The following is a 22,935-nucleotide window of genomic DNA, read 5'->3' as shown; positions in this document are numbered from 1 at the left end:
AAGAACACATGGAATTCGAACTCTGGATGCTGCTAGGCATCCCATTCTTCTTCGGCCTGGGCTGGCTCGCCGCCCGCGTCGACATCAACGAGCTGGTCTCCGAATCGCGCACCCTCCCGCGCGGCTACTTCAAGGGCCTGAACCACCTGCTCAACGAGCAGCCCGACAAGGCCATCGATTCCTTCATCGAGATCGTCAAGCTCGACCCGGAATCGGCCGACATGCACTTCGCCCTGGGTAACCTGTTCCGCCGCCGTGGCGAGACCGAGCGCGCCATCCGCGTGCACCAGAACCTGCTGGCGCGTCCCGACCTGCCGGGCGAGCAGAAGGCGCAGGCCCAGTACGAGCTGGGCATGGACTACCTCAAGGCCGGCCTGCTGGACCGCGCCGAGGAATCCTTCAACCTGCTGTCCGACACCCCGTTCGCGGTGCAGGCGCGCAAGGCCCTGCTCGAGATCTACCAGCGCGAGAAGGAATGGAAGCGCGCGATCGAGGTCGCCACCGGCCTGCAGGAATCCGGCGCCGGCGCGCGCCAGAAGGAAATCGCCCAGTTCTATTGCGAGCTGGCCCAGGACGCCCTGGTCCACCTGCAGCCGAGCGACGCCATGGCGCTGCTGGACAAGGCCCTGCAGGCGGACCGCAGCAGCGTGCGCGCCACCATCCTGCATGGCGACGCGCTGCTGGCCCAGGACGACGTCGAAGGCGCGCTGCTGGCCTGGCGCCGCGTCGAGCACCAGAGCGTGCCGCACGTGGCCCTGGTGGCCCAGCGCCTGATGGACGGCTACCGCAAGGTCGGCCGCCCGCAAGAAGGCGTCAACCTGCTGCGCGCCTACCTGGCCGAGGCCTCGTCGATCGACCTGATCGAGGTGGTATTCAAGGCGGTCATCGAACTGGACGGCGTGGAAGCGGCGAAGCAGCTGGTGATCGAGGAACTGCGCCGCAACCCGACCCTGCTGGGCCTGGACAAGCTGCTCGAGGCGCGCCTGATGGACGCCCCGGCCCACGTGTGGGAAGAGCTGTCGATGGTCAAGAACCTGGTGCAGCGCTACACCCAGAAGCTGGCGCGCTACCAGTGCAGCCACTGCGGCTTCAAGGCGCGCCAGTTCTACTGGCAGTGCCCGGGCTGCAGCCGCTGGGAGACCTATCCGCCGCGCCGCACCGAAGAACTGAACGTGATGAACTGACGCAGCAGACTTATGACCGACCTGACTCCGAGCCGCCTGCTGGCGGCAGACAGCTTCCGCCACCAGGCGGCCCCGCAATTGTCCAACGTGCGCCTGCTGGTGGTGGGCGACGTCATGCTCGACCGCTACTGGTTCGGCGAGGTCTCGCGCATCTCGCCGGAAGCCCCGGTGCCGGTGGTGCGCATCGAGCGCCGCGAGGAACGCCTGGGCGGCGCCGCCAACGTGGCGCGCAATGCCGCCGCCCTGGGCGCGCACACCGGCCTGCTGGGCATCACCGGCCAGGACGAGGCGGGCGAGGAGGTCGAGAAGCTGCTGCGCGAGGCGGCGATCCACAGCTACATGAAGCGCGACGACGCGATCTCCACCATCATCAAGCTGCGCGTCATCGGCCGCCAGCAGCAGATGGTGCGCATCGACTTCGAGGAAGCGCCGACCGAGACCGTGTTGCGCGACAAGCTCGACCAGTTCCGTGCGCTGCTGCCGGACTACGACGTGGTGATCCTGTCCGACTACAACAAGGGCGCCCTGGTCAACGTGGCCGAGATGGTGAAGGAGGCGCGCGCCGCCGGCAAGATCGTGCTGGTCGACCCGAAGGGCGACGATTTCACGCCTTACCGCGGCGCCAGCATCCTGACCCCGAACCGCTCGGAACTGCAGCGGGTGGTGGGTAGCTGGAAGACCGAGGAGCAACTCACCGAGAAGGCCCAGCGCCTGCGCAGCGAGCTGGGCCTGGATGCGCTGCTGCTGACCCGTTCGGAAGAGGGCATGAGCCTGTACAGCGCCGGCGAGGTGCTGCATGTGCATGCGGACGCGCGCGAGGTGTTCGACGTCTCGGGCGCCGGCGACACCGTGATCGCCACCCTGGCCGCGATGCTGGGCGCCGGTGCGCCGCTGGCCGAGGCCCTGGCCACCGCCAACCGCGCCGGCGGCATCGTGGTCGGCAAGCTGGGCACCGCGACCGTGACCCGCGAGGAGCTGTTCCCCGGTTGATCCTGCTCAATCCCGGGCCGTCAACGCCGGCGGGGCCGGGCCGTTAGTGCGTGGATGGATGGCGCCGCCGTCCATTTCACGAACCTACGGAGAGAATACATGATCAAGAAACTGATGCTCGCAGTCGCCACCCTGGCCTTGTCCAGCAGCTTCGCCTTCGCCCAGGTCGACGTCAACAAGGCCGACGCCGCGGCGCTCGATGGCGTGAAGGGGGTGGGGCCGAGCATGTCCAAGGCGATCCTGGACGAGCGTGCGAAAGGCGAATTCAAGGACTGGGCCGACCTGCAGAAGCGGGTCAAGGGACTGGGCGACAAGAAGGCGGTCAAGCTGACCGAGGCCGGGCTGGTGGTGAACGGCAAGGGCAAGGAAGGGGCGAGCGCCAAGCCGGCGGAGGCCAAGGCGTCGAAGGCGTCGGCCAAACAGGAGGTCAAGGCCAAGCCGGAAGAGTCGAAGGCGGCCATGTAAGCAAATGGACCCGCGGCGTGCCGCGGGTTTTATTGTGTCCGTTGAGCCGCACGATTTCTTGCTTTGGCCTGCGGCTTCAATCCGTCATTCCCGCCACTGGCGGCAATGACTTCCCGCCACTGGCGGCAATGACTTCCCGCGAAGGCGGGAACCCAAGTTCGTCGCGCTGCCACTCACTTCAAACGCATGCGGTGCGCTAGCAAACTTGGGTCCCCGCCTTCGCGGGGATGACGTTTTGATGTAGCGGACCACCATCACCTGGGCTCTGCTCTAAGAGAGCACATTTTCGCCGTGTAATGACTGACACCCACCCCGCCGCATGAGAAGATGTCCGAGCACGCCTCAACATCAGACCAGAAAGGTACTCATGCCTCACGCCCGCATTTCCACCGGCCTGCTCGCCGCCCTGCTGGCCACCGCCGGCGCCGCCAGCGCAGCCGCCGCCCCGGCACAACCGGACATCAGCCGCGAACAAGCGCAGATCAAGAAGATCGTCGCCGACATCTCCCCGAAGCGCATCGAAGCCCACATCCGCAAGCTGGTCGGCTTCGGCACCCGCCACACGATGTCGGAAACGGAATCCGAGACCCGCGGCATCGGCGCCGCGCGGCGCTGGATCAAGGCGGAGCTGGAGCGCTGCGGCGCCGGCACGCCGCTGTCGGTCGCCTTCGACAGCCACGTGGCCCCAGTCTCCGCGCGCATCTCGCGCCCGACCGAGATCGTCAACGTGGTCGCCACCCTGCCGGGCACGCAAGCCGCCTCCAGGGACCGCGTCTACGTGGTCAGCGGCCACTACGATTCGCGCGTCACCGACGTGATGAACGCCACCGCCGACGCGCCGGGCGCCAACGACGACGCCTCGGGCACGGCCGCCATCATGGAGCTGGCCTGCGTGATGGCCAAGCACAAGTTCGACGCCACCCTGGTGTTCATGGCCGTCGCGGCCGAAGAGCAGGGCCTGCTCGGCGCGCGCCACTTCGCCGAGACCGCGCGCAAGAACAATGTGAATATCGCCGGCATGTTCACCAACGACATCATCGGCAGCTCGCGCGCCGACGACGGCAAGGTCGACAACAAGCAGGTGCGCCTGTTCGCCCAGAGCATCCCGGCCACCAAGGAAATGAGCGACGCGATCCGCCAGCTGGTGGCCACCGGCGGCGAGAACGATTCGGTCTCGCGCCAGCTCGCGCGCCATACCAAGGAGCAGGGCGAGCGCTACGTGAAGGGCTTCAAGGTCTCGGTGATCCAGCGCCACGACCGCTACCTGCGCGGCGGCGACCACATGCCCTTCCTGGAGCAAGGCTACGCGGCGCTGCGCTTCACCGAGCCGAACGAGGACTTCGACCACCAGCACCAGGACCTGCGCACCGAAAGCGGCAAGGTCTACGGCGACCTGATCGACTTCGTCGACTTCGACTACATCGGCAAGGTCACCCGCGTCAACGCGGCGGCCCTGGCCTCGCTGGCCCTGGCGCCCGCCGCGCCGCGCGAGGTCAAGCTGCGCACCGACAAGCTGACCAACGATTCGACGCTGGTGTGGCAGCCCAACGGCGAGCCGGACGTCGCCGGCTACCGCATCGTGTGGCGCGAGACCACCGCCGCCAACTGGCAGGGATCGAAGTGGGTCGGCAACGTCACCGAGGCCACGGTCGACCTGTCGAAGGACAATGTGTTCTTCGGCGTGCAGGCGGTCGACAAGGACGGCAACGTCAGCGTCGCCACCTATCCGTCGCCGCAACGCTGAGTTTGCGCCAATCGTATGCGGCCGGGGTCTTTAGACCCTGCCGCATACGCCCAGTTCCGTCCCGGTTTAGAATGGCGGTTTAAGTATCGCTAGGAATCGGGAAAGCAATGCCTTACAAGACCATCGAAGACACCATCGGCAACACGCCGCTGGTGCGCCTGCAGCGCCTGCCGGGCGCGGATGCGCAGGCCCGCAACAACGTCATCCTCGGCAAGCTCGAGGGCAATAACCCGGCCGGTTCCGTCAAGGACCGCGCCGCCATGTCGATGCTGCGCCGTGCCGAAGAGCGCGGCCAGATCAAGCCGGGCGACACCCTCATCGAAGCCACCAGCGGCAACACCGGCATCGCGCTGGCCATGGCCGCCGCGATCAAGGGCTACAAGATGCTGCTCCTGATGCCGGACAACCTGTCGGTCGAGCGCCGCCAGAGCATGGCCGCCTACGGCGCCCAGATCATCCTGACCCCGAAGTCCGGCGGCATGGAATACGCGCGCGACATGGCCGAGCAGATGCAGAAGGACGGCCAGGGCATCATCCTCGACCAGTTCGCCAACTTCGACAATCCGCGCGCCCACTACGAGACCACCGGCCCCGAGATCTGGCGCGATACCGACGGCCGCATCACCCACTTCGTGAGCGCGATGGGCACCACCGGCACCATCATGGGCGTGTCGCGCTACCTGAAGGAACAGAACGAGGCGGTGCGCATCGTCGGCGCCCAGCCGGAGGAAGGCTCGTCGATCCCGGGCATCCGCAAATGGCCGGAAGCCTACCTGCCGAAGATCTTCGAAAAAGCCCGGGTCGACCAGGTGGAAAACGTGAGCCAGGCCGCCAGCGAGCAGATGGCGCGCCGCCTGGCGGCGGAAGAGGGCATTTTCTGTGGGATCTCGGCGGCGGGCGCCTGCGAAGTGGCGTTGCGCATTTCGCAGACCGTCGAGAACGCGACCATCGTGTTCGTGGTCTGCGACCGCGGCGACCGCTATCTGTCGACGGGCGTCTTCCCCGCCTGATTCATCCGCACGGCCGTCGGGTTCGGGGACGGCCGCTGCGATCCGGCATCGTGGTCCGGAAAAACTGGTGCGCTATCGGCGGGCGGAAAATGAATGGCCCGCGCGCACTGGATGCACGTATCGTGGTGCAGAAGGCAAGGCGTGCAATGCGCCGGCCCAGGCCCGGCCGCCAACGCGGCAGGGCGTTACAACAGCATGGCGTTCAGGCCTGCTGGTCCTTCGGTGCAGCGCCTTCCTTCGGCTTGAACTGCTTGTCGCTGATGCGGAACTTCGCGCGGCGGTCGCCCATGAGGTAGCGCAGGTCGCGGATCGACAGGTCGCTGACTTCGTGCATGCGGATCAGGAGCGAAGCGCCGACCGGCAGGCGGTGGTGGCGGATCTTCGAGATCACCGGCGGCGCCACTTCCAGCGCGCGCGACAGGGCCGCGTCGTTCTTCAGGCGCAGGTTCTCGATCAGGGTGTCGAGCAGACGGTTCGGGTTGTATTGCAGCAGTTCGTCGCCTTCCGAATCGCTGTTCATATCAATGCCGACTTGGTTTGTCATGATTCAAATTCCTATATGGGGGTTGAACGGAGTCGCTGGCGGCGTTTCGAATCCGGAAATTTAATTTCGTAATTATCTATCCAATTGTACAACTATTTCCATCATGCTACTTGTCGGCCGAGCGAATTGCAGCGTCGTCTCAGGTCTTGTTGTCTACATGCAACAATAGCCTCAATGCAATTCTCTCACAAACTCACGGAAATAATAATTGTTTTTTGGTCAATCCCGAGTGTAAGGCCAAAGCCATTTTGATGCCGCACGGTACGATTTTTGCTGCCTAGAAAACAATAAAACGGGGGGTATGGGGGCGCGAGGGTGGTTTCCGCAGAGAACGGAGTGTGCGGGAGGCGATACCCCTGGGGGGTATCTTGTCTTGCAGGTAAGATTGGCGGGGTAGAAAGAGCGGAAAAGAGGGGGAAACCTGTTACAAACGATTACAAAGTTTCCCGCTCAGCAATAGCAGCCCAAGGGGGACGGGCAGCCCTCAGGTGGAGCGCGACAGCTTGACGGCGCGGCCGAGCTCGATCACCGACATGGCATAGAAATAACTGCGGTTGTACTTGGTGATGGCAAAGAAGTTATCGTTCGCCACCCAGTACTCGGTCGGATCGGCGCCGTTCTGCAAGTCGACCAGGCCATACAGGCGGCCGGCGGGCAGGGAAGTCTCGAGCATCACACCGGCCGCCTGCAGCTCTTCCGGGCGCAGGGTGGCTTCCAGGCCGCGGCCCAGCAGATCTTCCCAGGCGCGGTTGGGCGACACGTCGGCCGCGAACACGGCCGGGCCGCGGTGCTCGGCGTTCCATCCGTGCTGGACCAGGAAATTGGCCACGCTGCCGATCGCATCCGCGCTGGAGCCGCGCAGGTCGATGCCGCCGTCGCCGTCGAAGTCGACACCGTATTTCAGGATATTGCCGGGCATGAACTGCGGCATGCCCACGGCGCCCGCGAAGGAGCCGAGCAGGTCGAGGGGATCGCCGCCGCGCTCGCGCGCCAGCATCAGGGTGTTCGCCAGTTCGCTGCGGAAGAAGGCCTTGCGCGCTTCCTGGTTCGGCGTCTCCGGATAGGCGAAGGCGAGGGTGGCCAGGGTGTCCACGACGCGGAAGCGTCCGGTGTCGCGGCCATAGATGGTTTCCACGCCGATAATGCCGACGATGATCTCGGCCGGCACCCCATAGGCGGCTTCGGCGCGCGCCAGCGCCTCCGCGTTCTCGTTCCAGAAGCGCACGCCGGCGTTGACGCGGATCGGCTCGATGAAGCGCTCGCTATAGGCTTGCCAGTTCTTGGGCTTGCCCGGCGGCGCCGGCTTGACCAGCTGGACCGCCGAATCGACGAAGCGCACCTTGCCGAATACCGCTTCCAGCTCGGCGCGGGCGAAACCGCGCTGGGCCACCATCTCGTCGATGAAGGCCTGCACCGGCTGCCATTCCAGGAAATTCATGTGCTCGCCGTCGTAGTCGATCACGGCGGCGGCCGCGGCGGCCGGCAAGACCCTGGCGGCGGCCTTGCCCTTGGCGGCGGGTTTATTCTTGCCCTTGGCCGGCTTGGCTTTGGCGGTGTTGGCGGCCTTGGACTTGGCCTTCGCCTTCGCGTGCACCGCGTGGCTCGTGGATTCTTTGGCAAAAGCTTGCGCATCGCCCTGGGCGGCGAATGCCAGCGCCAGTGCGGCTAACAGGGGAACGAAGGGTTTCATCTGACTTGCGACAATAGGCTCTTCAACGTGGCGGCAAGCCGGGGATCGGCTTGGACAGGCGCATAACGCCAGGCACTGTAGCGGCGCAAGAATTCGGCAGCGGCATCGCGCGTCGGCGATGCGAGGTGAGAGGCTGCCGCAACTCGGGCCGCGTAGGCGGTCGGCCCTTCGTCCGCTGCACGTGCCAGGCCGTGTTGGCCAAGGCGCTTGCACAGGACCGAGTATAGCGCTTCGATCGGATCAATTGCCTTGCGGCGAACTAAAATTCCATAGAGCAGCAACAGAATGCCCGCACTCGTTAACAGGGCGACAAAAGGCCAGCCCCGCAGGCCCGCCTGGAGGCTGCCGACGACCTTGCGCTGGCGTTCAGGCGTATAGTTCAGCACCCACTGGTTCCAGCCGTTGTTGACCGCGCCAAACGCATTGCGCAGCTGGCCGAACCAGGCATCGCCGCCTGCCTCCAGTCCACGCAAGGCCTCGATGCCGAAGGGGGCGGGCAGCTGCACCGCCGCGCTCAAGCCGCGCCGCACGCGTTCGGGCGCCACCGCCGCGGTCGGATCCACGCGCACCCAGCCGCGCCCCGCCAGCCAGACCTCCGCCCAGGCATGGGCGTCGGATTGACGGACCGTCATCACGCCGTCGAAAGGATTCATTTCGCCGCCCTGGTAGCCGGTGACCACGCGCGAGGGCACGCCGGCGGCGCGCATCAGGAACACGAACGCGCCCGCGTAATGCTCGCAAAAGCCGGCGCGGGTCCGGTACAGGAATTCGTCGACGGTGTGGCGGCCAAGCAGGGGCGGTTCCAGCGTGTACGAATAGGCCTGCTCGCGGAAGCGCCGCAGCACCGCTTCGACCCGGCGCGCCGGATCGGACTCGCGGCGCAGCGCCAGGCCGGCCTGCAGCGCGCGCGGGTTGAAACCATAAGGGAGCAGCAGCCAGCGACCCGGATCGTCCATGCCGTCGCGCTGCAGCGCGTAATCGAGGTGCGAGCGGACGCGGTAGCGCACCCGGCCAGATGGCGGCGAGTCGACGCTGAGTTCGAATTGCGGCGACACGCGCGTGGCGCGGCCGGGGAGGGCCGGCACGCGGCCCGGCATCTCGAGCGCGAACACCCAGCGCGAGGACGAGGGCTCCAGCGTGACTTCGTAGTCGAAGGCGGGGCCGCCCACCGACAGGCGCATGTCGCGGCTCGACGCGCGCCCGGCGCCGCGCGACCAGGTCAGGCCGTCGAAGGCGTCCAGCACCGGGCCGCGCCAGTACAGCATCGACTGCTCCGGCGGGCGGCCGTCGAAGCGCACCCGGAACACCGGTTCGTCGGACAGGGCCAGGGACGACATCTGGCCCGGCGCCATCTGGTCCGACAGGCCCGACTTGCCGCCCGCGCCGCCGTTTGACGCACCCCACAGCGGCCCCTGGATGCGCGGGAAGACCACGAACATCAGCAGCGCCAGCGGCGCGGCCAGCGCCAGCATGCGTGCGCCCATCAGCAAGCGCGTGCGCAGCGGCGGCACCGCGCCGGTGAACTGGAAGGAGAGCTGGGTGGTCAGCAGCGCCAGCACCGACAGCACCATGAGCAGCGCCGTGAAGAGGCTCTGCGAGTAGAAGAAGTTGGTCAGGACCAGGAAGAAGCACAGGAAGATCACCACGAACAGGTCGCGCCGCGCATGCATCTCGAGCATCTTGAAGGCCACCAGCAGCACCAGCATGGCGACGCCGGCGTCGCGTCCAAGCAGGGTCTGGTAGCTGGCCTGGACCCCGATCATGGACAGCGCCGCGACCGGCAGCAGCACCAGGCTGGAAGGCATGCGCTTGCCGCGCAGGGTGATCGCGGCGCGCCAGCTCAGGATGGCGCCGCACAGCAGCGAGATCCATGGCGGCAGGTGGCGCGCGTGCGGCAGCAGCACCAGCAGTGCGCTGACCAGGAGCAGGATGGTGTCGGCCTTGTCCCGTGGGAGACGTTGCGGCCGCGGCGGGGCGGAAGCGTCCGCGTTCATGCCGGCTCTCCGCTGCCATGCAGGGCGAGGGCGCGCAGGCAGGCCGCCTGGTGGGCCGCGCCCAGCGCCGGCTCGTAGCGCAGCGCGCCCAGGCGGAAGGCGTAGGGCATGGCGCGCTGCTCGGCGTCCAGCACCCAGCGCGCCATGCGCGACAGGCGCAGTTCCAGGCCCAGGCTGACCGGCAGGGCGTCGAAGTCGAGCACCAGGTCGCTGCCCTCGCCGCCCTCGAAATGCTTGGTGACCAGCTGGCCGCCCAGGGCCGGGTCGAGGCGGGCGATCTGGCGCCAGGCCAGCTGGCGCGGCGAGTCGCCGGCCTGGTAGCTGCGCACGCCGGCGAAGTCGTCGCTGCCGGCGGCGCGCACCTGGCTGCCGCTGTTGCCCACCAGCGGCAGGCCGGGTGCCCCATCCTCGGGACGCGGATAGACGAGGGCACGGGTGCCCGGCCGCCAGTAGCTCCAGGCGTGGAAGAGGCCGAGCGGGAAGCGGGTGGAGAGCTTCACGCGCGGTGGCGACAGCCAGCCGCGCGCCGTGGTCGGGATCGCCAGCACCACGCTGGCCTGGGCGCCGGTCGCCACGTCGGTCACGTGGCGCGGCTCGGGCACGTCGGAAAAATCGGCGCGGATGGCGTAGCGCGCCAGGCGCGTGCGGTTCGCGATCGCCAGCTCGAACTGGGCTTCCTGGCCCGCGAACACGGGCGCCACGCGGCCCTGCCGCAGGCGCAGCTGGGCCAGGTTGCGGTAGGTGGCCACCATGTCGACCAGCGCGCAGGACACGGCCAGGAAGGTCAGGGCGAAGCCCAGGCCCAGGGTGTAGTTGACGGAGCCGATCAGGAGGATCAGCGCCAGGGCCGCGAAGCCCAGGCCGGCCTTGCTGGGCAGGATGAAGACGCGGCGCTGCGAGAGCAGCACCTCGCCGGTATCGAAGCGGCCCTTGCGCGGCAGCCAGGCGCCGGTGGCGCGCCGCAGCCAGCCCCGCAATCCCTGCGCCTTCGCCATCGGGTGCATCAGACCGGAACGGATTTCTGCAGCTGCAGCACCAGGTCGCGGCTGGCCAGCGCCGTGCCCTGCGCCGCCTTGAGCGGGCGCAGGCGGTGCGCGCAGACCGGCACCAGCACGGCCTGGATGTCTTCGGGGATCACGTGGTCGCGTCCTTCGAGCGCGGCCCAGGCGCGGCCCGCCTGGAGCAGGGCGATCGCGGCGCGCGGCGACAGGCCTTCGGCGAACAGGCCGTTCTGGCGCGAGGCCTGGGCCAGGGCCTGGACATAGGTCACCAGCGCCGGCGAGGCATGGATCTCGCGCAGCGCGCGCTGGGCCCGGGCCAGCTCGGCCGCATCCATCGCCGGCTGGAGGGTGCGCAGCATGGCGCGCCGGTCCTCGCCCATCAAGAGGGCGCGCTCGGCGGCGGCGTCCGGATAGCCCAGTGAAAGGCACATCAGGAAGCGGTCGAGCTGGGACTCGGGCAGGGGAAAGGTGCCGACCTGGCTGGCCGGGTTCTGGGTGGCGATCACGAAGAAGGGCTCGGGCAGGGCGCGGGTGACGCCGTCGGCCGTGACCTGGCGCTCCTCCATCGCTTCGAGCAGGCCGGACTGGGTCTTGGGCGTGGCGCGGTTGATCTCGTCGGCCAGCAGGACCTGGGTGAAGATCGGGCCGGGGTGGAACACGAAGCCGTTGTGCTCGCGCTCGTAGACCGAGATCCCGGCCACGTCGGCCGGCAGCAAATCGCTGGTGAACTGGACACGGTTGAACTTGAGGCCGAGCGAGATCGCCAGCGCATGCGCCAGCGTGGTCTTGCCGACTCCAGGCAGGTCTTCGAGCAGCAGGTGGCCGCCGGCCAGCAGGCAGGTGAGGGCGAGGCGGACCTGTTCGTCCTTGCCGATCACGACCTCGCCGACCTGGCGCGCGGCGGCATGCAGTTGTTTGAACATAGGGCTTATCGGGAGTGCTCGTTGATCGTTCGTCGGTGGCGGCCCGCGTGCGGGGCGGGCCGCCGGCATGGTAGATTAGCGCCATCGGCAAGCCTTGTACTCCGACAGCAACAAGCCGTCGCATCGATTCTATGCGAGAACGGCGGCGCGGGTGTGCATGGATGAGCACTGGCGAAAGACGAAGCACTATGAGCACAGCAATTTACAGCCACCCGGACTGCCTGCGCCACGAGATGGGCAGCTGGCATCCCGAGTCGCCGTCGCGCCTGCAGGCGATCGACGACCAGCTGATCCTGGCGCGCCTGGACGGCCTGATCGAGCAGCGCAGCGCGCCGCTGGCCGACCCGGCCGCCATCCTGCGCAACCACACGCCGGGCGCGCTGGCGCTGGTGCGCGACCACGTGCCGGCCACGCCGGGCGACTACTATCCGCTGGACGGCGACACCTCGCTTTGCCACTATAGCTACCAGGCGGCGCTGCGCGCGGCCGGGGCCGCGGTGGCGGCCACCGACGCCGTCATCGCCGGCAGCATCGACAACGCCTTCTGCTCGGTGCGCCCCCCGGGCCACCACGCCACGCCCACCGAGCCGATGGGCTTCTGCCTGTTCAACAACGTCGCCATCGCGGCGCGCCATGCGATGGAAGCGCACGGGCTGGAGCGGGTGGCCATCGTCGATTTCGACGTCCACCACGGCAACGGCACGGCCGATGCCTTCCGCAAGGACCCGCGGGTGCTGATGGTGAGCTTCTTCCAGCATCCCTTTTATCCCTACAGCGATCCGGAGCCGATCACGGCCACCCAGGTCAACGTGCCGGTGCCGGCGCGCTGCGACGGCGAGGCGGTGCGCCAGCTGGTCCAGGACCAGTGGCTGCCGGCCCTGCACGCGCACCGGCCGCAAATGATCTTCATCTCGGCCGGCTTCGACGGCCACCGCGACGACGACATGGGCGGGATCGGTCTGGTGGAGGCGGATTACGCGTGGATCACGCGGCAGGTGATGGCGGTGGCGAAGCAGTATGCGCAGGGGCGGATCGTCAGCTGCCTGGAGGGAGGGTACGAGTTGTCGGCGCTGGGGAGGAGCGTGGTCGCCCATCTCAAGGTGCTGGCCGAGCTCGAATAAGCTGGTGCGCATCGAACTTGGATTCCGGCCTTCGCCGGAATGACGGAACGTAGAGCAGTGGTAGAAGATGTTCTCCCATTAGCCTAAAGACCGTCGTTCCGGCGCAGGCCGCAACCTAAGTTCGTAGCAACTATCTAGCGCAAACTTCCACCCAAAAAAAATCAAAAAAACCAAATAAACAACACTTCAAAAAAGCACGAGTGTTCCCTTTGACATGTACATATGTCAGTAATACAGTCGATCTCGGCCGTAAAAAACGGCCCGCCGGAAACTCCGGCGCAAACCATAATCAAGGAGAAGACAGTGAGACAATTCCGCATGCTGTGTGCGCTGTGCCTGCTTTTGATTTCCGGCTTTGCTTCCGCCACCAACTACACCCTCTGGATCAACGGCCGCACGGGTGGCGGCCAGATCGGCAACTACAACGACTTCACCTATTGGGGACCCGCCAGCACCGCGGCCGGGGTCAACAAGAAGGCCGTCAACTGGGACGGCCGCAGCAGCATTTCTTCCCAGAGCGGGAAGATCCGCGACGCCCTCGACTGCTTCTGCACCGGCGCCAACTGGTGCTACGTCGCCACCCACAGCGCCGGCGACCTGATGATGGGCTATACCCTGGCCAACTTCGGCGGCTCGGCGCGCTACAAGAAGAACGCCGCCCCCAACTCCAGCGGCGTGTGCGGCAATTCCGACGGCGGCACCCAGACCGGCTGGAACATCAAGTGGGTGCGCGCCGCGTCCGGCGCGGGCGGCGGCTCGGAACTGTCCGATGCCGGTTCCTGGACCACCTCAGAACCGCTGGTGCAGGACCTGAAGACCACCACCGCGCGCGCCATGTACAACCACAACACCACCCGCAACGTCTGGTTCCACATGTATGCCGGAGCCAAGGGCACGGCCTACTCCGGCATCCTGCCGGGCCAGGACGACGAGGCGGTGTCCTACCACAGCACGGGCGGCGTAGCCGGCAGCTCGGGCGGTTCCTACTGCAACCCGAGCGACTGGTGGTGCAACGACCTGACCCTGGGCAGCGCCGCCAACGAGGGCGGCAGCGCCAAGTGGAGCTACCACTCGGTGGCCTTCCGAGACGACAACGAGGCGTATAACCACTACGCCAGCGGCAACTGGGCCGGCATCGTGGGCGTCGTGCGCAGCGCGGTCGTCAACAGCGCCTACTGAGCGTGCCTGCCAAGGAAGACAATAGCCGCCTTGCCTGGTCCATCGGACTGGGCCTCGCGGTGCTCGCCGCCGCGCTCTACCTGGCGCGCGGCGGCGAGGGCGCTCCCCGCACCGTCGCGGCGGCGCCGCCGCCGGCGGGCGGTCCGCAATTCCTCGGCGCCCTCCCGCGGGAGGCCGGGCTGCCGGTCCCGGACGGGCGCGAGGAAAGGCGGCGCGTGCTGGCCGAACAGGTTCGCGAGACTGACCAGGCCTATTGCAGCTACCTCGAGGGCAGCAAGTACCCGCACGAATCGCAGCCGGCCGCGCGCAACCCGGACCAGCTCTATCCGAACCAGCCGGTGACGGAGATGAACCCGATGCGCACCCAGGGTGGTGGCAGCAGCGACACGGTGCTGCTCCAGACCTCGCAGTCGCGCGTCTACCTGGCCGCGGGCGAGACGGTGGCCTTTTCGCTGCGCGCGGTCGACGCCAAGGGGCAGCCGGTGCCGCTGGTGGTGACGCGCGCGCTGGCCCAGGGCATGACCTATGGCGCCAGCCGGCCCACGGCCCAGGTCAGCCTGCCCTTCGCGGACGACGGCGGCGGCGCCGACCCGGTCGCGAACGACGGCGCCTTCGCGGGCGTGCTGGCGCCGGCCCAGACCGGGCTGGCGGGCTTCCACGGCACCATCCGCACCGAGGTGCGCTACAGCGCGGGCGGACGCAGCGGCTTCGCCCTGTTCGACGTGATCTACACCCCCAGCCTGCCGGCGGCTTGGACCGGCAAGGTGCGCGAGGCCAGCGAGAACGGCTCGCTGGTCTTCCACCTGGGCCTGGACGTGCGCCAGGCCGGCCGCTACGTGGTCACGGGGCGGGTCGACGATGCGCGCGGCAAGCCCTTCGCGCTGGCGACCTTCAACGAGGAGCTGGGGCCGGGGCCGCAGGACGTGAAGCTGAGCGTGTTCGGCAAGCTGCTGACCGACGGCGCCCCTCAGCTGCCGCTGGTGCTGCGCGACGTCGACGGCTACCTGCTGCGCGAGAACCTCGATCCGGACCGGCTGCTGCTGCCCCGCCTGGAAGGCAAGGTCTACGCCAGCAAGACGGGGTCGGCCAAGGGTTTCTCGGATGCCGAGTGGCAGAGCGAGGAAAGGAGCCGTTACCTGGCCGAGTACGGCAAGGACAGGAACGCGGCGCGCGCCCGCCTGGCCGCCTTCGATCCGGGCCAGCCGCTACCGCGCAGCGCCTGCGCCCAGCCGGGCAAGTAGGAAAGCCGCTGTTGCCGTGCCTTCTAGCTTGGCAGCAGCGGCAGTTTATCGGCCAGCACGGCCGCGCCGATCGCGCCCCACAGCATGGCGCACCAGAACCAGCTCATCAGCGAGCGCCTGTCGAGTTGTCTCGTTTTCATCTTTCTCTCCTCTTCGGGCTCTTTCGGCCAGCGGAAAGTGTGCGCGCCAATTGTTTCAATTGCGTTGCAACGCATCAATAAGCAACACCGCTATGGTTGGGAGGGCGGGGGCCAGCGTAAAATAACGCCTTGAACGAAAGATAAAGAGAGCACGAGCATGTCGATACAATGGTTCCCGGGGCACATGAATGCGGCCAAGAAGGAAGCGGCCGAGCAGATGGAGAACGTCGACATCGTGGTCGAAGTCCTGGACGCGCGCCTGCCCGAGGCTAGCCGCAACCCGCTGGTCGAGGAGATCCGCAAGTTCCGCCAGCGTCCCTGCCTGAAGGTCCTGAACAAGATCGACCTGGCCGACCCCGCCGCCACCGCCGCCTGGAAGGCCTTCTACGATGCACAGGAAGGCGTGACCGCCTACCCGATGACCACCAAGAAGCCGGCCGACGTGGCGCGCATTCCGGGGCTGTGCCTGAGCCTGGCGCCGCACCGCGGCGTGCCGACCAAGCCGCTGCGCATCATGATCATGGGCATTCCGAACGTGGGCAAGTCGACCCTGATGAATGCGCTGCTCAAAAAACGCGTGGCCAAGGTGGGCGACGAGCCGGCCGTGACCAAGACCCAGCAGCGCCTCTACCTCGACAAGCACACCGTGCTGGTTGATACCCCCGGCATGCTGTGGCCGAAGATCGCCATGGCGAGCGACGGCCTGATGCTGGCCGCCAGCCACGCGATCGGCTCGAACGCCCTGATCGAAGAGGAAGTGGCCGAATTCCTGGCCGGCGTGCTGCTGGAGCGCTACCCGCACCTGCTGTCGGCGCGCTACGGCTTCAAGACCGAGGGCATGGACGGCGTGGACGTGATCGAAGGCGTGGCGACGCGCCGCGGCTACCGCGTGCGCGGCGGCGAGCTCGACTACGAAAAAGCCTCGCACATGCTGCTGCAGGATTACCGCAGCGGCGCCCTGGGCCGCATCAGCCTCGAGACCCCTGAAACCCGCGCCGCCAGCCTGGCGCGCCACGAGGCCGAGATGGCCGAGAAGGCCCGCATCGCGGCGGAAAAGGCGGCCGAAAAGGCCGAACTGGCGGCGCGCGGCAAGCGCGGCACCTGATGTTCCAGGGGCCAGGGCGGCCCCGTCCTGCGGCGGACTGCTGTCCTATGTCCGTTTCCGCACTGAACCGCCTCCTGTCCGGTCCTATGCTGGGGGTGTGACCCGTCGACACGGGTTGCGCCAACACTGACCGACAACGAGCGAACCATGACCACGCCCATCTCCGCCACGGCCGGCGCCGCGGCCAAGGAGGCCTCGGCCTCACCCGAAAAGCGACGCTGGACTCCCTTGTCGCTTGCTGCCTGGAAGCAATTCGTGAACGTGGCCAAGCCGTATTGGCTGCAGGACGAGAGAAAGACCGCCTGGAGCCTGCTGCTGCTCCTGGTCGTGCTGATGCTGATCGAGACCAAGCTGGCGGTCATGCTGAACAACCAGGCCGGTGAGATGACCTCGGCCCTGGCCGGCAAGGACGGCGAGCGCTTCTGGAACTCGGTGCGCACCTGCCTGCTCATCCTGGCCTTCGCGGTGCCGACCTACGCCTTCTACTACTACATGCGCGACCTGTTCGCCAACAAGTGGCGGCGCTGGCTCACCGGCCGCTTCCTCGACGGCTACCTGGCGGGGCGCAAGTACTACGCGCTGCGCGCGGACAGCGAGATCGACAACCCTGACCAGCGCATCAGCGAGGACATCAATACCTTCACGGGCAGGTCGATCCACTTCCTGCTGATCTTCCTGGGCTCGATCATGCAGCTGGTGGCCTTCAGCGCCGTGCTGTGGTCGATCTCGCACGTGCTGGTCGGCGTGCTGGCCGTGTACGCGCTGGTGGGCACGGTGGTGGCCCTGTGGGTGTTCGGCAATCCGCTGATCCAGCTGAATTTCTGGCAGCTGCGGCGCGAGGCGGATTTCCGCTTCAGCCTGATGCGCCTGCGCGAGAACGCCGAATCGATCGCCTTCTACCGCGGCGAGGCCCAGGAGCGCGCCCACATCGACAGCAAGTTCGACGTGGTGATCCAGAATTTCGCCAAGCTGATCCGGAAGCAGCGCTCGCTCAACCTGTTCCAGCGCACCTTCAGCCAGCTCACCCTGGTGCTGCCGAGCGTGATCCTGGCCCAGGGCGTGCTGTCGGGCGAGCTGGAGGTGGGGCGGGCGATCCAGGCCGGCGGCGCCTTCACCGCGGTGCTCGCCGCGGTGGGCGTCATCGTCGACAATTTCGAGAGCCTGAGCCGCTTCGTGGCGGGCATCGGGCGCCTGCAGGCCTTGTCCAAGCTGGTGCTGCCCGACGCTGCGGCCGCGGACGACGGCAAGCCTGCGGTCCAGCCGCGCATCGAGACCCGTCCGGGCCACCACCTGGCGCTGGAAGCGCTGACCCTGCATCCGCCGCAATCCGAGCGCGTGCTGATCAAGGAGCTGAGCCTGGTGCTCGAGCCGGGCGATGCGCTGCTCATCACCGGCGACAGCGGCTGCGGCAAGAGTTCGCTGCTGCGCGCGATCGCGGGGCTGTGGCATAGCGGCAGCGGCGTGATCCAGCGCCCGCCGCTGGAACAGTTCTTCTTCCTGCCCCAGCAGCCCTACCTGCAGTCCGGCTCCTTGCGCAGCCAGCTAATCTACCCAAGCGCAAGTTCCGACCTGAGCGACGAACAGCTGCTGGCGATCCTGGAGCAGGTGCACCTGCCGCTGCTGGCCGAACGAGTCGGCGGCCTCGACGCCGTGCAGGACTGGGAAAAGCTGCTGTCGGTGGGCGAGCAGCAGCGCCTGGCCTTCGCCCGCGTGCTGGTGCACGCGCCGGGCATCGTGATCCTGGACGAAGCGACCAGCGCGCTCGACAGCGCCAACGAAGCCTCGCTGTATGCGCGCCTGCGCGCCAGCGGCACGACCCTGGTCAGCATCGCCCACCGCCCGGCGGTGCTGCGCCACCATACCCATGTGCTGCACCTGCGGGGCGAGGGCGCCTGGGAGGTGCACGAGGCCGCCGGCTTCGATTTCGACCGGCCGGCCGGCCCGGCGCGCAGCGCCAGCCCGGCCTCTGCGCCGGCGCCGCTCGCGGCGAGCCTGGCGGCGGCCGGTTAGGTATTTGTTGGCGCACGTAGGGTGGGCGGGTCTCCCGTCCACGCGTGATCGTTACCGGCTCCGATATCGGGCCGGATGATCTTGCTGCCGACTATCACCGCGTGGACGGGGAACCCGTCCACCCTACGGCTGCGCCGGCTAGCTGGCGCCGAAGCGGAAACTCGACACCGCCAGGCTGCCGAAGAAGTCGTCCTCGTGATACACGCAGGCGGCGGCTTCTTCCTCGGCCGCCCCCAGCGCCACCATCAGCGGAATCAGGTGTTCCTCGCGCGGATGCGCGGCGCGCGCCTGGGGCGCCTCGCTCCAGCGCAGCAGCGCCGCCTCGCGTTCGGCCGGCGCCAGCGCCAGCAGGGTGTGCTGGAGCCAGGCGTCGAAGGCATGCGAAGCGGCCTTGCCGGCCGGGCCGAACTGGCGCAGGTTATGGAAGGACAATCCGCTGCCGACGATCAGGACCCCCGCGTCGCGCAAGGGCCTGAGCGCGCGCCCGGCCGCGATGTGGGCGGCCGGATCGAGGTCGCGCCGCAGCGACATCTGCACCACCGGCATGCCGGCTTCGGGGTAGGCCGGATACAGCATCGAAAAGGTGCCGTGGTCGAAGCCGCGCTCGGGATCGAGTTCGGCGTCGATGCCGGCCGCCGCCAGCAGGCGCGCGGCCTGGCCGGCCAGCGCGGGTTCGCCCGGCGCCGGATAGCGGATCTGGTAGGTATGGGGAGGGAAGCCGCCGTAGTCGTAGATCATGCCCGGCGCCGCGCCGGACGAGAACAGGAAGCGCGGCGCTTCCCAGTGGCTGGTCACGACCAGTACCGCGCGCACGGCGTCGCCGTTCTCCCGGCGCATGGCCTGCAGCGAGGCGGCCAGGCGGTCGTAGGCGGTTCCTGTCTGCTCCTTCATCCAGGGCCAGGGGCCGCCGCCGTGCGAGACGAAATAGGTGGGAAGGGTGGCCATGGACGCTCCTCGAAAAGACTGCGAGCGTCCATGGTAGCCGATCGCCCTAGACCTTGCTGGAGGCTCCCCGCGCCACTTCCATCAGGCCGAACAGGCGCGCGCAGCGCATCCAGGCCAGGGCCGCCACCGCCAGCTGGGTGAGCAGCAGGGCGCCGACGAAGCCCACCACGCCCAGCGGCGGCGTGTTGATGCGCGCCACCGCCAGCAGGGCCGCCAGGGCCAGGCCCAGCGCCGTCAACCCCAGGTAGGTGCCGGCCACCGCGAACGGGCGGCGCGCCAGCACGCGCAGTCCCGCGAACCAGGCGCGCACCGCCGAGGTCCGGCGACGGTCCAGCGCCAGCACCGCGCGTCCCAGGTCGAGTGTGGCGTGCACGCCCAGGAACAGCAGGGCCACCACGAGCTGGGCGATGGTCAGGGGCAGGCTGGCGTCGCCGGGCACGATGGCGGCCTTGGCCTGATCGCCGGCCAGGTCGAAACCGGCGCCCGCCGCCACGCCCACCAGGCCGAGCGGCAGTGCTGCCCACAGCAGCATGCGCGCCAGGCGGCCGTATTCGTGGACCCCGCCGGCCACCAGGGCCGCGAAGCCGGGCGTCTGGGGCGCGCGCGCCGCCGTGATCGCGGCGCCGGTGAGCAGCGGCGACAGCAGCAGGGTCAGGACCAGGGCCACGATGCCGCCGCTGGTGACGGCGGCGCCGTAGCGGTAGTGCTGGGCGATCAGGTCGGTGATGGCGGCCAGGTCGAGCCGCTGGGCCAGCGCCGCGGCCTGGACCGAGCGGTCGAGCGCGGCGCCCAGCATGTTCCAGAACGGCAGCGCGGCCGCCAGGGCCGGCAGCAGCAGGGCGCCCACCCACAGCAGGATGAGGCGCCACTGCAGGGCCGGGCGGGTGGCGCGCAGCGGCGCCGGCAGGCGGCCTGCGGTGCCGCGTGGCAGGGTCGACGGCGTGGCCGCCTGCTGGTCGAGGAGTGCGGTCATGGTCGTCATACGGTAGCGATGAAGGAAAGGACGAGTTGGACGAGGGCGGCGAATTCGGCGCTCCAGCGGCTCGAGGCGCTGCGGTCGGCCTCGATGGTGCGGCTGTCGTCGAGCTTGTTCGCGTCGAGGTAGTGGCTGCGGAGCGGGTCGAGCTGGGCCGACACGGCCTTGGCCGGGCGCACCCAGGTATAGGTGCGCCACTGCTCGCCGCTCTCCCACTGCACCGTCTCGCTGCTGCCGTCGGCGAACTTCACCAGGAGGGTCTGGGGCACATGCGCGCCGTAGCGGCGCACCGTGACCTTGGTCCGGTAGGGGAAGGGACCCGTGCCCTTCGCTGCGTCCGGATGGGCCTTGTCCCATTGCTCGCGGATCGCCTCGACGCGCTTGTCGACCGCGTCCCGGGTATCTTCGACGTGCTTGCCGCCGGCCAGGCGGGTGCCGGGCAGCGGCAGCTCTTCCTCGCTGCTCAGCTCCGCCACGCGGTCGTCGACCTTGCCCGTCGCATAGACCTGCTGGGCAAAGACCTGCTCCACCGCCGCGCGCTGTCCGCTGCCGTCGGCCAGGGCTTCGCGCAGGTCGGCGATGCCCGGATGGCGGAATTTCCAGCGCCGGTAGTATTCCTTGAAGCCGCGTTCCATCGCTTCGTGGCCGATGCGTTCTTCCAGGTCGCGCATCACGAGGGCGCTGCGGGTGTAGACCGGGCCGATGCCCTGCAGGCGGTGCCAGGCGTTCTGTCCCGGCGCGTCGGCCGGATTCTCGCGCGGGGCGCCGGCGCGCACGCCGTCGAACACGTCGAAGGCGGGATCGATGCCGATCCGCTTCAGGAAGCCGGGCGCCGGGTGCACCTGCTGGCCGCGCTCGCGCATCATGCGGCTGTCCCAGTATTCGTTCAGGCCTTCGTCGAGGAAGGGCTCCTCGAACTCGTTCGAGGCCAGGATGCCATAGAAGTAGCCGTGGCCGAACTCGTGGATGGTGACCATGTCGAGCGAGAATTCCTCGAGCGACTTGGGCGCCACCTTGTCGAAACCCATGGCGGTGATGAAGGTCGGATATTCCATGCCGCCCGCTTCTTCCGCGTTGTAGGGCGGGATCACCACCGTCAGGGTTTTATACGGGTAGGGGCCGAGTGTGCGCGAGAAATAGGCCAGCGAATCCTTGGCCGCCTTCATCGCCGGGCCGGCGCTGGCGGCGTACTCGGGCGGGTAGATCACCTGCACCGCGACCGTCGGGCTGCCCGGACCGGTCCAGGTCTCGACCAGGGGCTTGGCGCTCCTGTTGTCGGCCATCCAGGCGAAGTCGTGGACGTCGGCCTGGACGTAGCGGCGCGTGACCATGCCGTTCTTCTCGACGGGCGCGCCCTGCAGCTCGCCGGTGGCGCCCACGGTGTAGTCCTTGGGCACGGTGAGGGTGACGTCGAAGCTGCCGAAGTCGGCGTAGAACTCGGAATTCTGGTGGAATTCATGGGCGTTCCAGCGCGGCGCCGTGGCCCCGCGTTCGCCCGGCAGTTCGAGCACGGCGATCTTGGGGAACCATTGCGCCACCAGGTGGAAGCTGCCGAAATAGCCGGTGCGCGCGATCACGCGCGGCAGCTGGGTGGCGAAGCCGATGTCGAGGGTGGTCGAGGCGCCCGGCGCCACGGCCTGCGGCAGGTCCATGCGCACCACGGTGTGGTCGGTGCTTGGGCCGTTGTCGGGCTGGACGAAGTGCCAGGGCACGCTGGCCTCGCCCTGGCGCACGCCGCGCAGGGCGATGTGGCCCCATTCGCCGTCCTCCGTGTCGACCCCGGTGCGGAAGCCTTCGCCGCTCAGGCGCTGCTCGGTAAAGAAGGTGCTGCCCGAGCCCTCGAAGGCGTTCATGTAGAGGTGGACGTAGACGCTGCGCACCGGGACCGCGCTGCGGTTGCGCCAGGTGAGCTGCTGCTTGCCGGTCACCAGGTGCTTGACCGGGTCGAGGGTGGCTTCGATGCGGTAGTCGACCACGCGGTCGGACAGGGTGGCGTGGTCGCCGGTGCGGATGCCGCCCCAGGCATCGGGCGCGCTGGGCGTGGTGACGAAGGCCGCATTGGGGGCGGCGAGGGCGATGCCGTCGAGCGAGGGCGGCACCGCGGCGGGTGCGCCGGACTTGGCCGCCAGGGCCAGGGCCAGGCCGGCGGCGCAGACGGCCAGCCCGGCCAGGCCGCTGATGGCGGCCATGCGCACGGGATAGCGGCGGAAACGAGATTCCATCAGGACTCCTTGTCGTGAAAGGATGTGTGTTGTTGTGTTGTGACTATATCGACAAGCTTGTCGCAGCGCCAAGCTTTTCCGACGGACGGGTCGAAACGGCGCCTGAACGGTGAAAATCACCGCCAGGAGCGCTCCAGCCTTGGCAGGGTTATAATGCGGCCCGTTCTGGTGCCCGCGCGCGCAATCTGCGTGCGCAGTTAAACGGGAAACACGACGCGGCCTCGCCACGCGATGCCGCCCAGGTGTGCTGCCCCCGCAACGGTCAACAAGCATCGCCTCGACGGCGATAGGCCCCCTCGAATACCACTGTGTTCACGCATAGGAAGGTGAGGCGGTCCGTCTTGCAAGCCCGGATACCGGCCAGACAGGTGGAAGCGCGTTCGCACGCGGCTTCCGTTGACTCCGGCGTGCGGGGACGCAGGCCGGTGGCTTTTTCGAGAATGCATCCAAC

General features: G+C 68.1%; 18 protein-coding genes and 1 riboswitch. Of the genes, 10 read left to right on the top strand and 8 right to left on the bottom strand.

Features of this window, described 5'->3' with window-relative positions:
• The first annotated feature begins 8 nt into the window (after positions 1-8).
• From lapB to cysM, 5 genes are all read left to right on the top strand, one after another.
• Positions 9-1,184 (top strand): lipopolysaccharide assembly protein LapB, encoded by a 1,176-nt coding sequence (lapB, locus tag KBW98_RS13280; RefSeq protein ID WP_211520622.1) that lies wholly within the window; start codon positions 9-11, stop codon positions 1,182-1,184.
• Between the two features lie 12 nt (positions 1,185-1,196).
• Entirely contained in the window at positions 1,197-2,174 is a 978-nt protein-coding gene (gene rfaE1 / locus KBW98_RS13275) for a D-glycero-beta-D-manno-heptose-7-phosphate kinase (protein ID WP_211520621.1), read from the top strand.
• 99 nt (positions 2,175-2,273) lie between these two features.
• Positions 2,274-2,639 (top strand): helix-hairpin-helix domain-containing protein, encoded by a 366-nt coding sequence (locus KBW98_RS13270; protein WP_211520620.1) that lies wholly within the window; start codon positions 2,274-2,276, stop codon positions 2,637-2,639.
• Positions 2,640-3,006: 367 nt separating this feature from the next.
• Complete coding sequence (locus KBW98_RS13265; RefSeq protein WP_211520619.1) at positions 3,007-4,383, top strand: M20/M25/M40 family metallo-hydrolase; 1,377 nt, start codon at positions 3,007-3,009, stop codon at positions 4,381-4,383.
• 107 nt (positions 4,384-4,490) lie between these two features.
• Positions 4,491-5,393, top strand: coding sequence for a cysteine synthase CysM (gene cysM / locus KBW98_RS13260; RefSeq protein WP_211520618.1), 903 nt, complete (start codon positions 4,491-4,493; stop codon positions 5,391-5,393).
• Positions 5,394-5,595: 202 nt separating this feature from the next.
• Here cysM and KBW98_RS13255 read toward each other — a convergent pair whose 3' ends face one another.
• From KBW98_RS13255 to KBW98_RS13235, 5 genes are all read right to left on the bottom strand, one after another.
• Positions 5,596-5,937 carry a hypothetical protein gene (locus tag KBW98_RS13255; protein ID WP_211520617.1) on the bottom strand — a complete coding sequence of 114 codons (342 nt, stop codon included), beginning with the start codon at positions 5,935-5,937 and terminating at the stop codon, positions 5,596-5,598.
• Positions 5,938-6,421: 484 nt separating this feature from the next.
• Complete coding sequence (gene mltB, locus KBW98_RS13250) at positions 6,422-7,627, bottom strand: lytic murein transglycosylase B (RefSeq protein WP_211520616.1); 1,206 nt, start codon at positions 7,625-7,627, stop codon at positions 6,422-6,424.
• Positions 7,624-9,621: a DUF3488 and transglutaminase-like domain-containing protein gene (locus KBW98_RS13245; RefSeq protein ID WP_211520615.1), complete on the bottom strand. Its 1,998-nt coding sequence runs from the start codon at positions 9,619-9,621 to the stop codon at positions 7,624-7,626. The genes mltB and KBW98_RS13245 overlap by 4 nt, the downstream gene beginning before the upstream one ends.
• Positions 9,618-10,616 carry a DUF58 domain-containing protein gene (locus KBW98_RS13240; RefSeq protein WP_211520631.1) on the bottom strand — a complete coding sequence of 333 codons (999 nt, stop codon included), beginning with the start codon at positions 10,614-10,616 and terminating at the stop codon, positions 9,618-9,620. Before KBW98_RS13240 ends, KBW98_RS13245 begins: the two co-directional genes overlap by 4 nt.
• A gap of 8 nt (positions 10,617-10,624) precedes the next feature.
• Positions 10,625-11,545, bottom strand: coding sequence for a MoxR family ATPase (locus KBW98_RS13235; RefSeq protein ID WP_211520614.1), 921 nt, complete (start codon positions 11,543-11,545; stop codon positions 10,625-10,627).
• Between the two features lie 188 nt (positions 11,546-11,733).
• Between KBW98_RS13235 and KBW98_RS13230 the strand changes: the two genes are divergently transcribed.
• From KBW98_RS13230 to KBW98_RS13210, 5 genes are all read left to right on the top strand, one after another.
• Positions 11,734-12,666 carry a histone deacetylase family protein gene (locus KBW98_RS13230; protein ID WP_211520613.1) on the top strand — a complete coding sequence of 311 codons (933 nt, stop codon included), beginning with the start codon at positions 11,734-11,736 and terminating at the stop codon, positions 12,664-12,666.
• A 303-nt stretch (positions 12,667-12,969) separates the two neighbouring features.
• A complete protein-coding gene (locus KBW98_RS13225) occupies positions 12,970-13,845 on the top strand; it encodes a hypothetical protein (protein ID WP_373888943.1) in 876 nt (291 codons plus the stop codon).
• Positions 13,846-13,847: 2 nt separating this feature from the next.
• Positions 13,848-15,086, top strand: a complete 1,239-nt coding sequence (locus KBW98_RS13220; protein WP_373888942.1) for a choice-of-anchor X domain-containing protein — start codon at positions 13,848-13,850, stop codon at positions 15,084-15,086.
• Between the two features lie 324 nt (positions 15,087-15,410).
• Positions 15,411-16,331 carry a ribosome biogenesis GTPase YlqF gene (ylqF, locus tag KBW98_RS13215; protein ID WP_229429169.1) on the top strand — a complete coding sequence of 307 codons (921 nt, stop codon included), beginning with the start codon at positions 15,411-15,413 and terminating at the stop codon, positions 16,329-16,331.
• Positions 16,332-16,478: 147 nt separating this feature from the next.
• On the top strand, positions 16,479-18,341 hold the full coding sequence (locus KBW98_RS13210) for an ABC transporter ATP-binding protein/permease (RefSeq protein ID WP_211520611.1): 1,863 nt from the start codon (positions 16,479-16,481) through the stop codon (positions 18,339-18,341).
• 138 nt (positions 18,342-18,479) lie between these two features.
• On the opposite strand, the gene KBW98_RS13205 is transcribed toward KBW98_RS13210, so the two are convergent.
• From KBW98_RS13205 to KBW98_RS13195, 3 genes are read right to left on the bottom strand one after another with little or no spacing between them, the layout of a single operon-like run.
• Positions 18,480-19,286: a class III extradiol ring-cleavage dioxygenase gene (locus KBW98_RS13205; protein ID WP_211520610.1), complete on the bottom strand. Its 807-nt coding sequence runs from the start codon at positions 19,284-19,286 to the stop codon at positions 18,480-18,482.
• A 46-nt stretch (positions 19,287-19,332) separates the two neighbouring features.
• The gene (locus tag KBW98_RS13200; protein ID WP_211520609.1) at positions 19,333-20,259 is read right to left on the bottom strand and encodes a hypothetical protein; all 927 of its coding nucleotides are present in this window, start codon (positions 20,257-20,259) and stop codon (positions 19,333-19,335) included.
• Between the two features lie 5 nt (positions 20,260-20,264).
• Positions 20,265-22,484, bottom strand: coding sequence for a M1 family metallopeptidase (locus KBW98_RS13195; RefSeq protein WP_211520608.1), 2,220 nt, complete (start codon positions 22,482-22,484; stop codon positions 20,265-20,267).
• 149 nt (positions 22,485-22,633) lie between these two features.
• Positions 22,634-22,864: riboswitch (cobalamin riboswitch) on the top strand.
• Positions 22,865-22,935: the final 71 nt, after the last annotated feature.

Origin of the sequence: Massilia sp. ST3 (assembly GCF_018119405.1) — a bacterium.
Lineage (GTDB): Bacteria > Pseudomonadota > Gammaproteobacteria > Burkholderiales > Burkholderiaceae_D > Telluria.
Note: the sequence above shows the minus strand (reverse complement) of the source record. Positions and strands in the feature narration are given on the sequence as shown.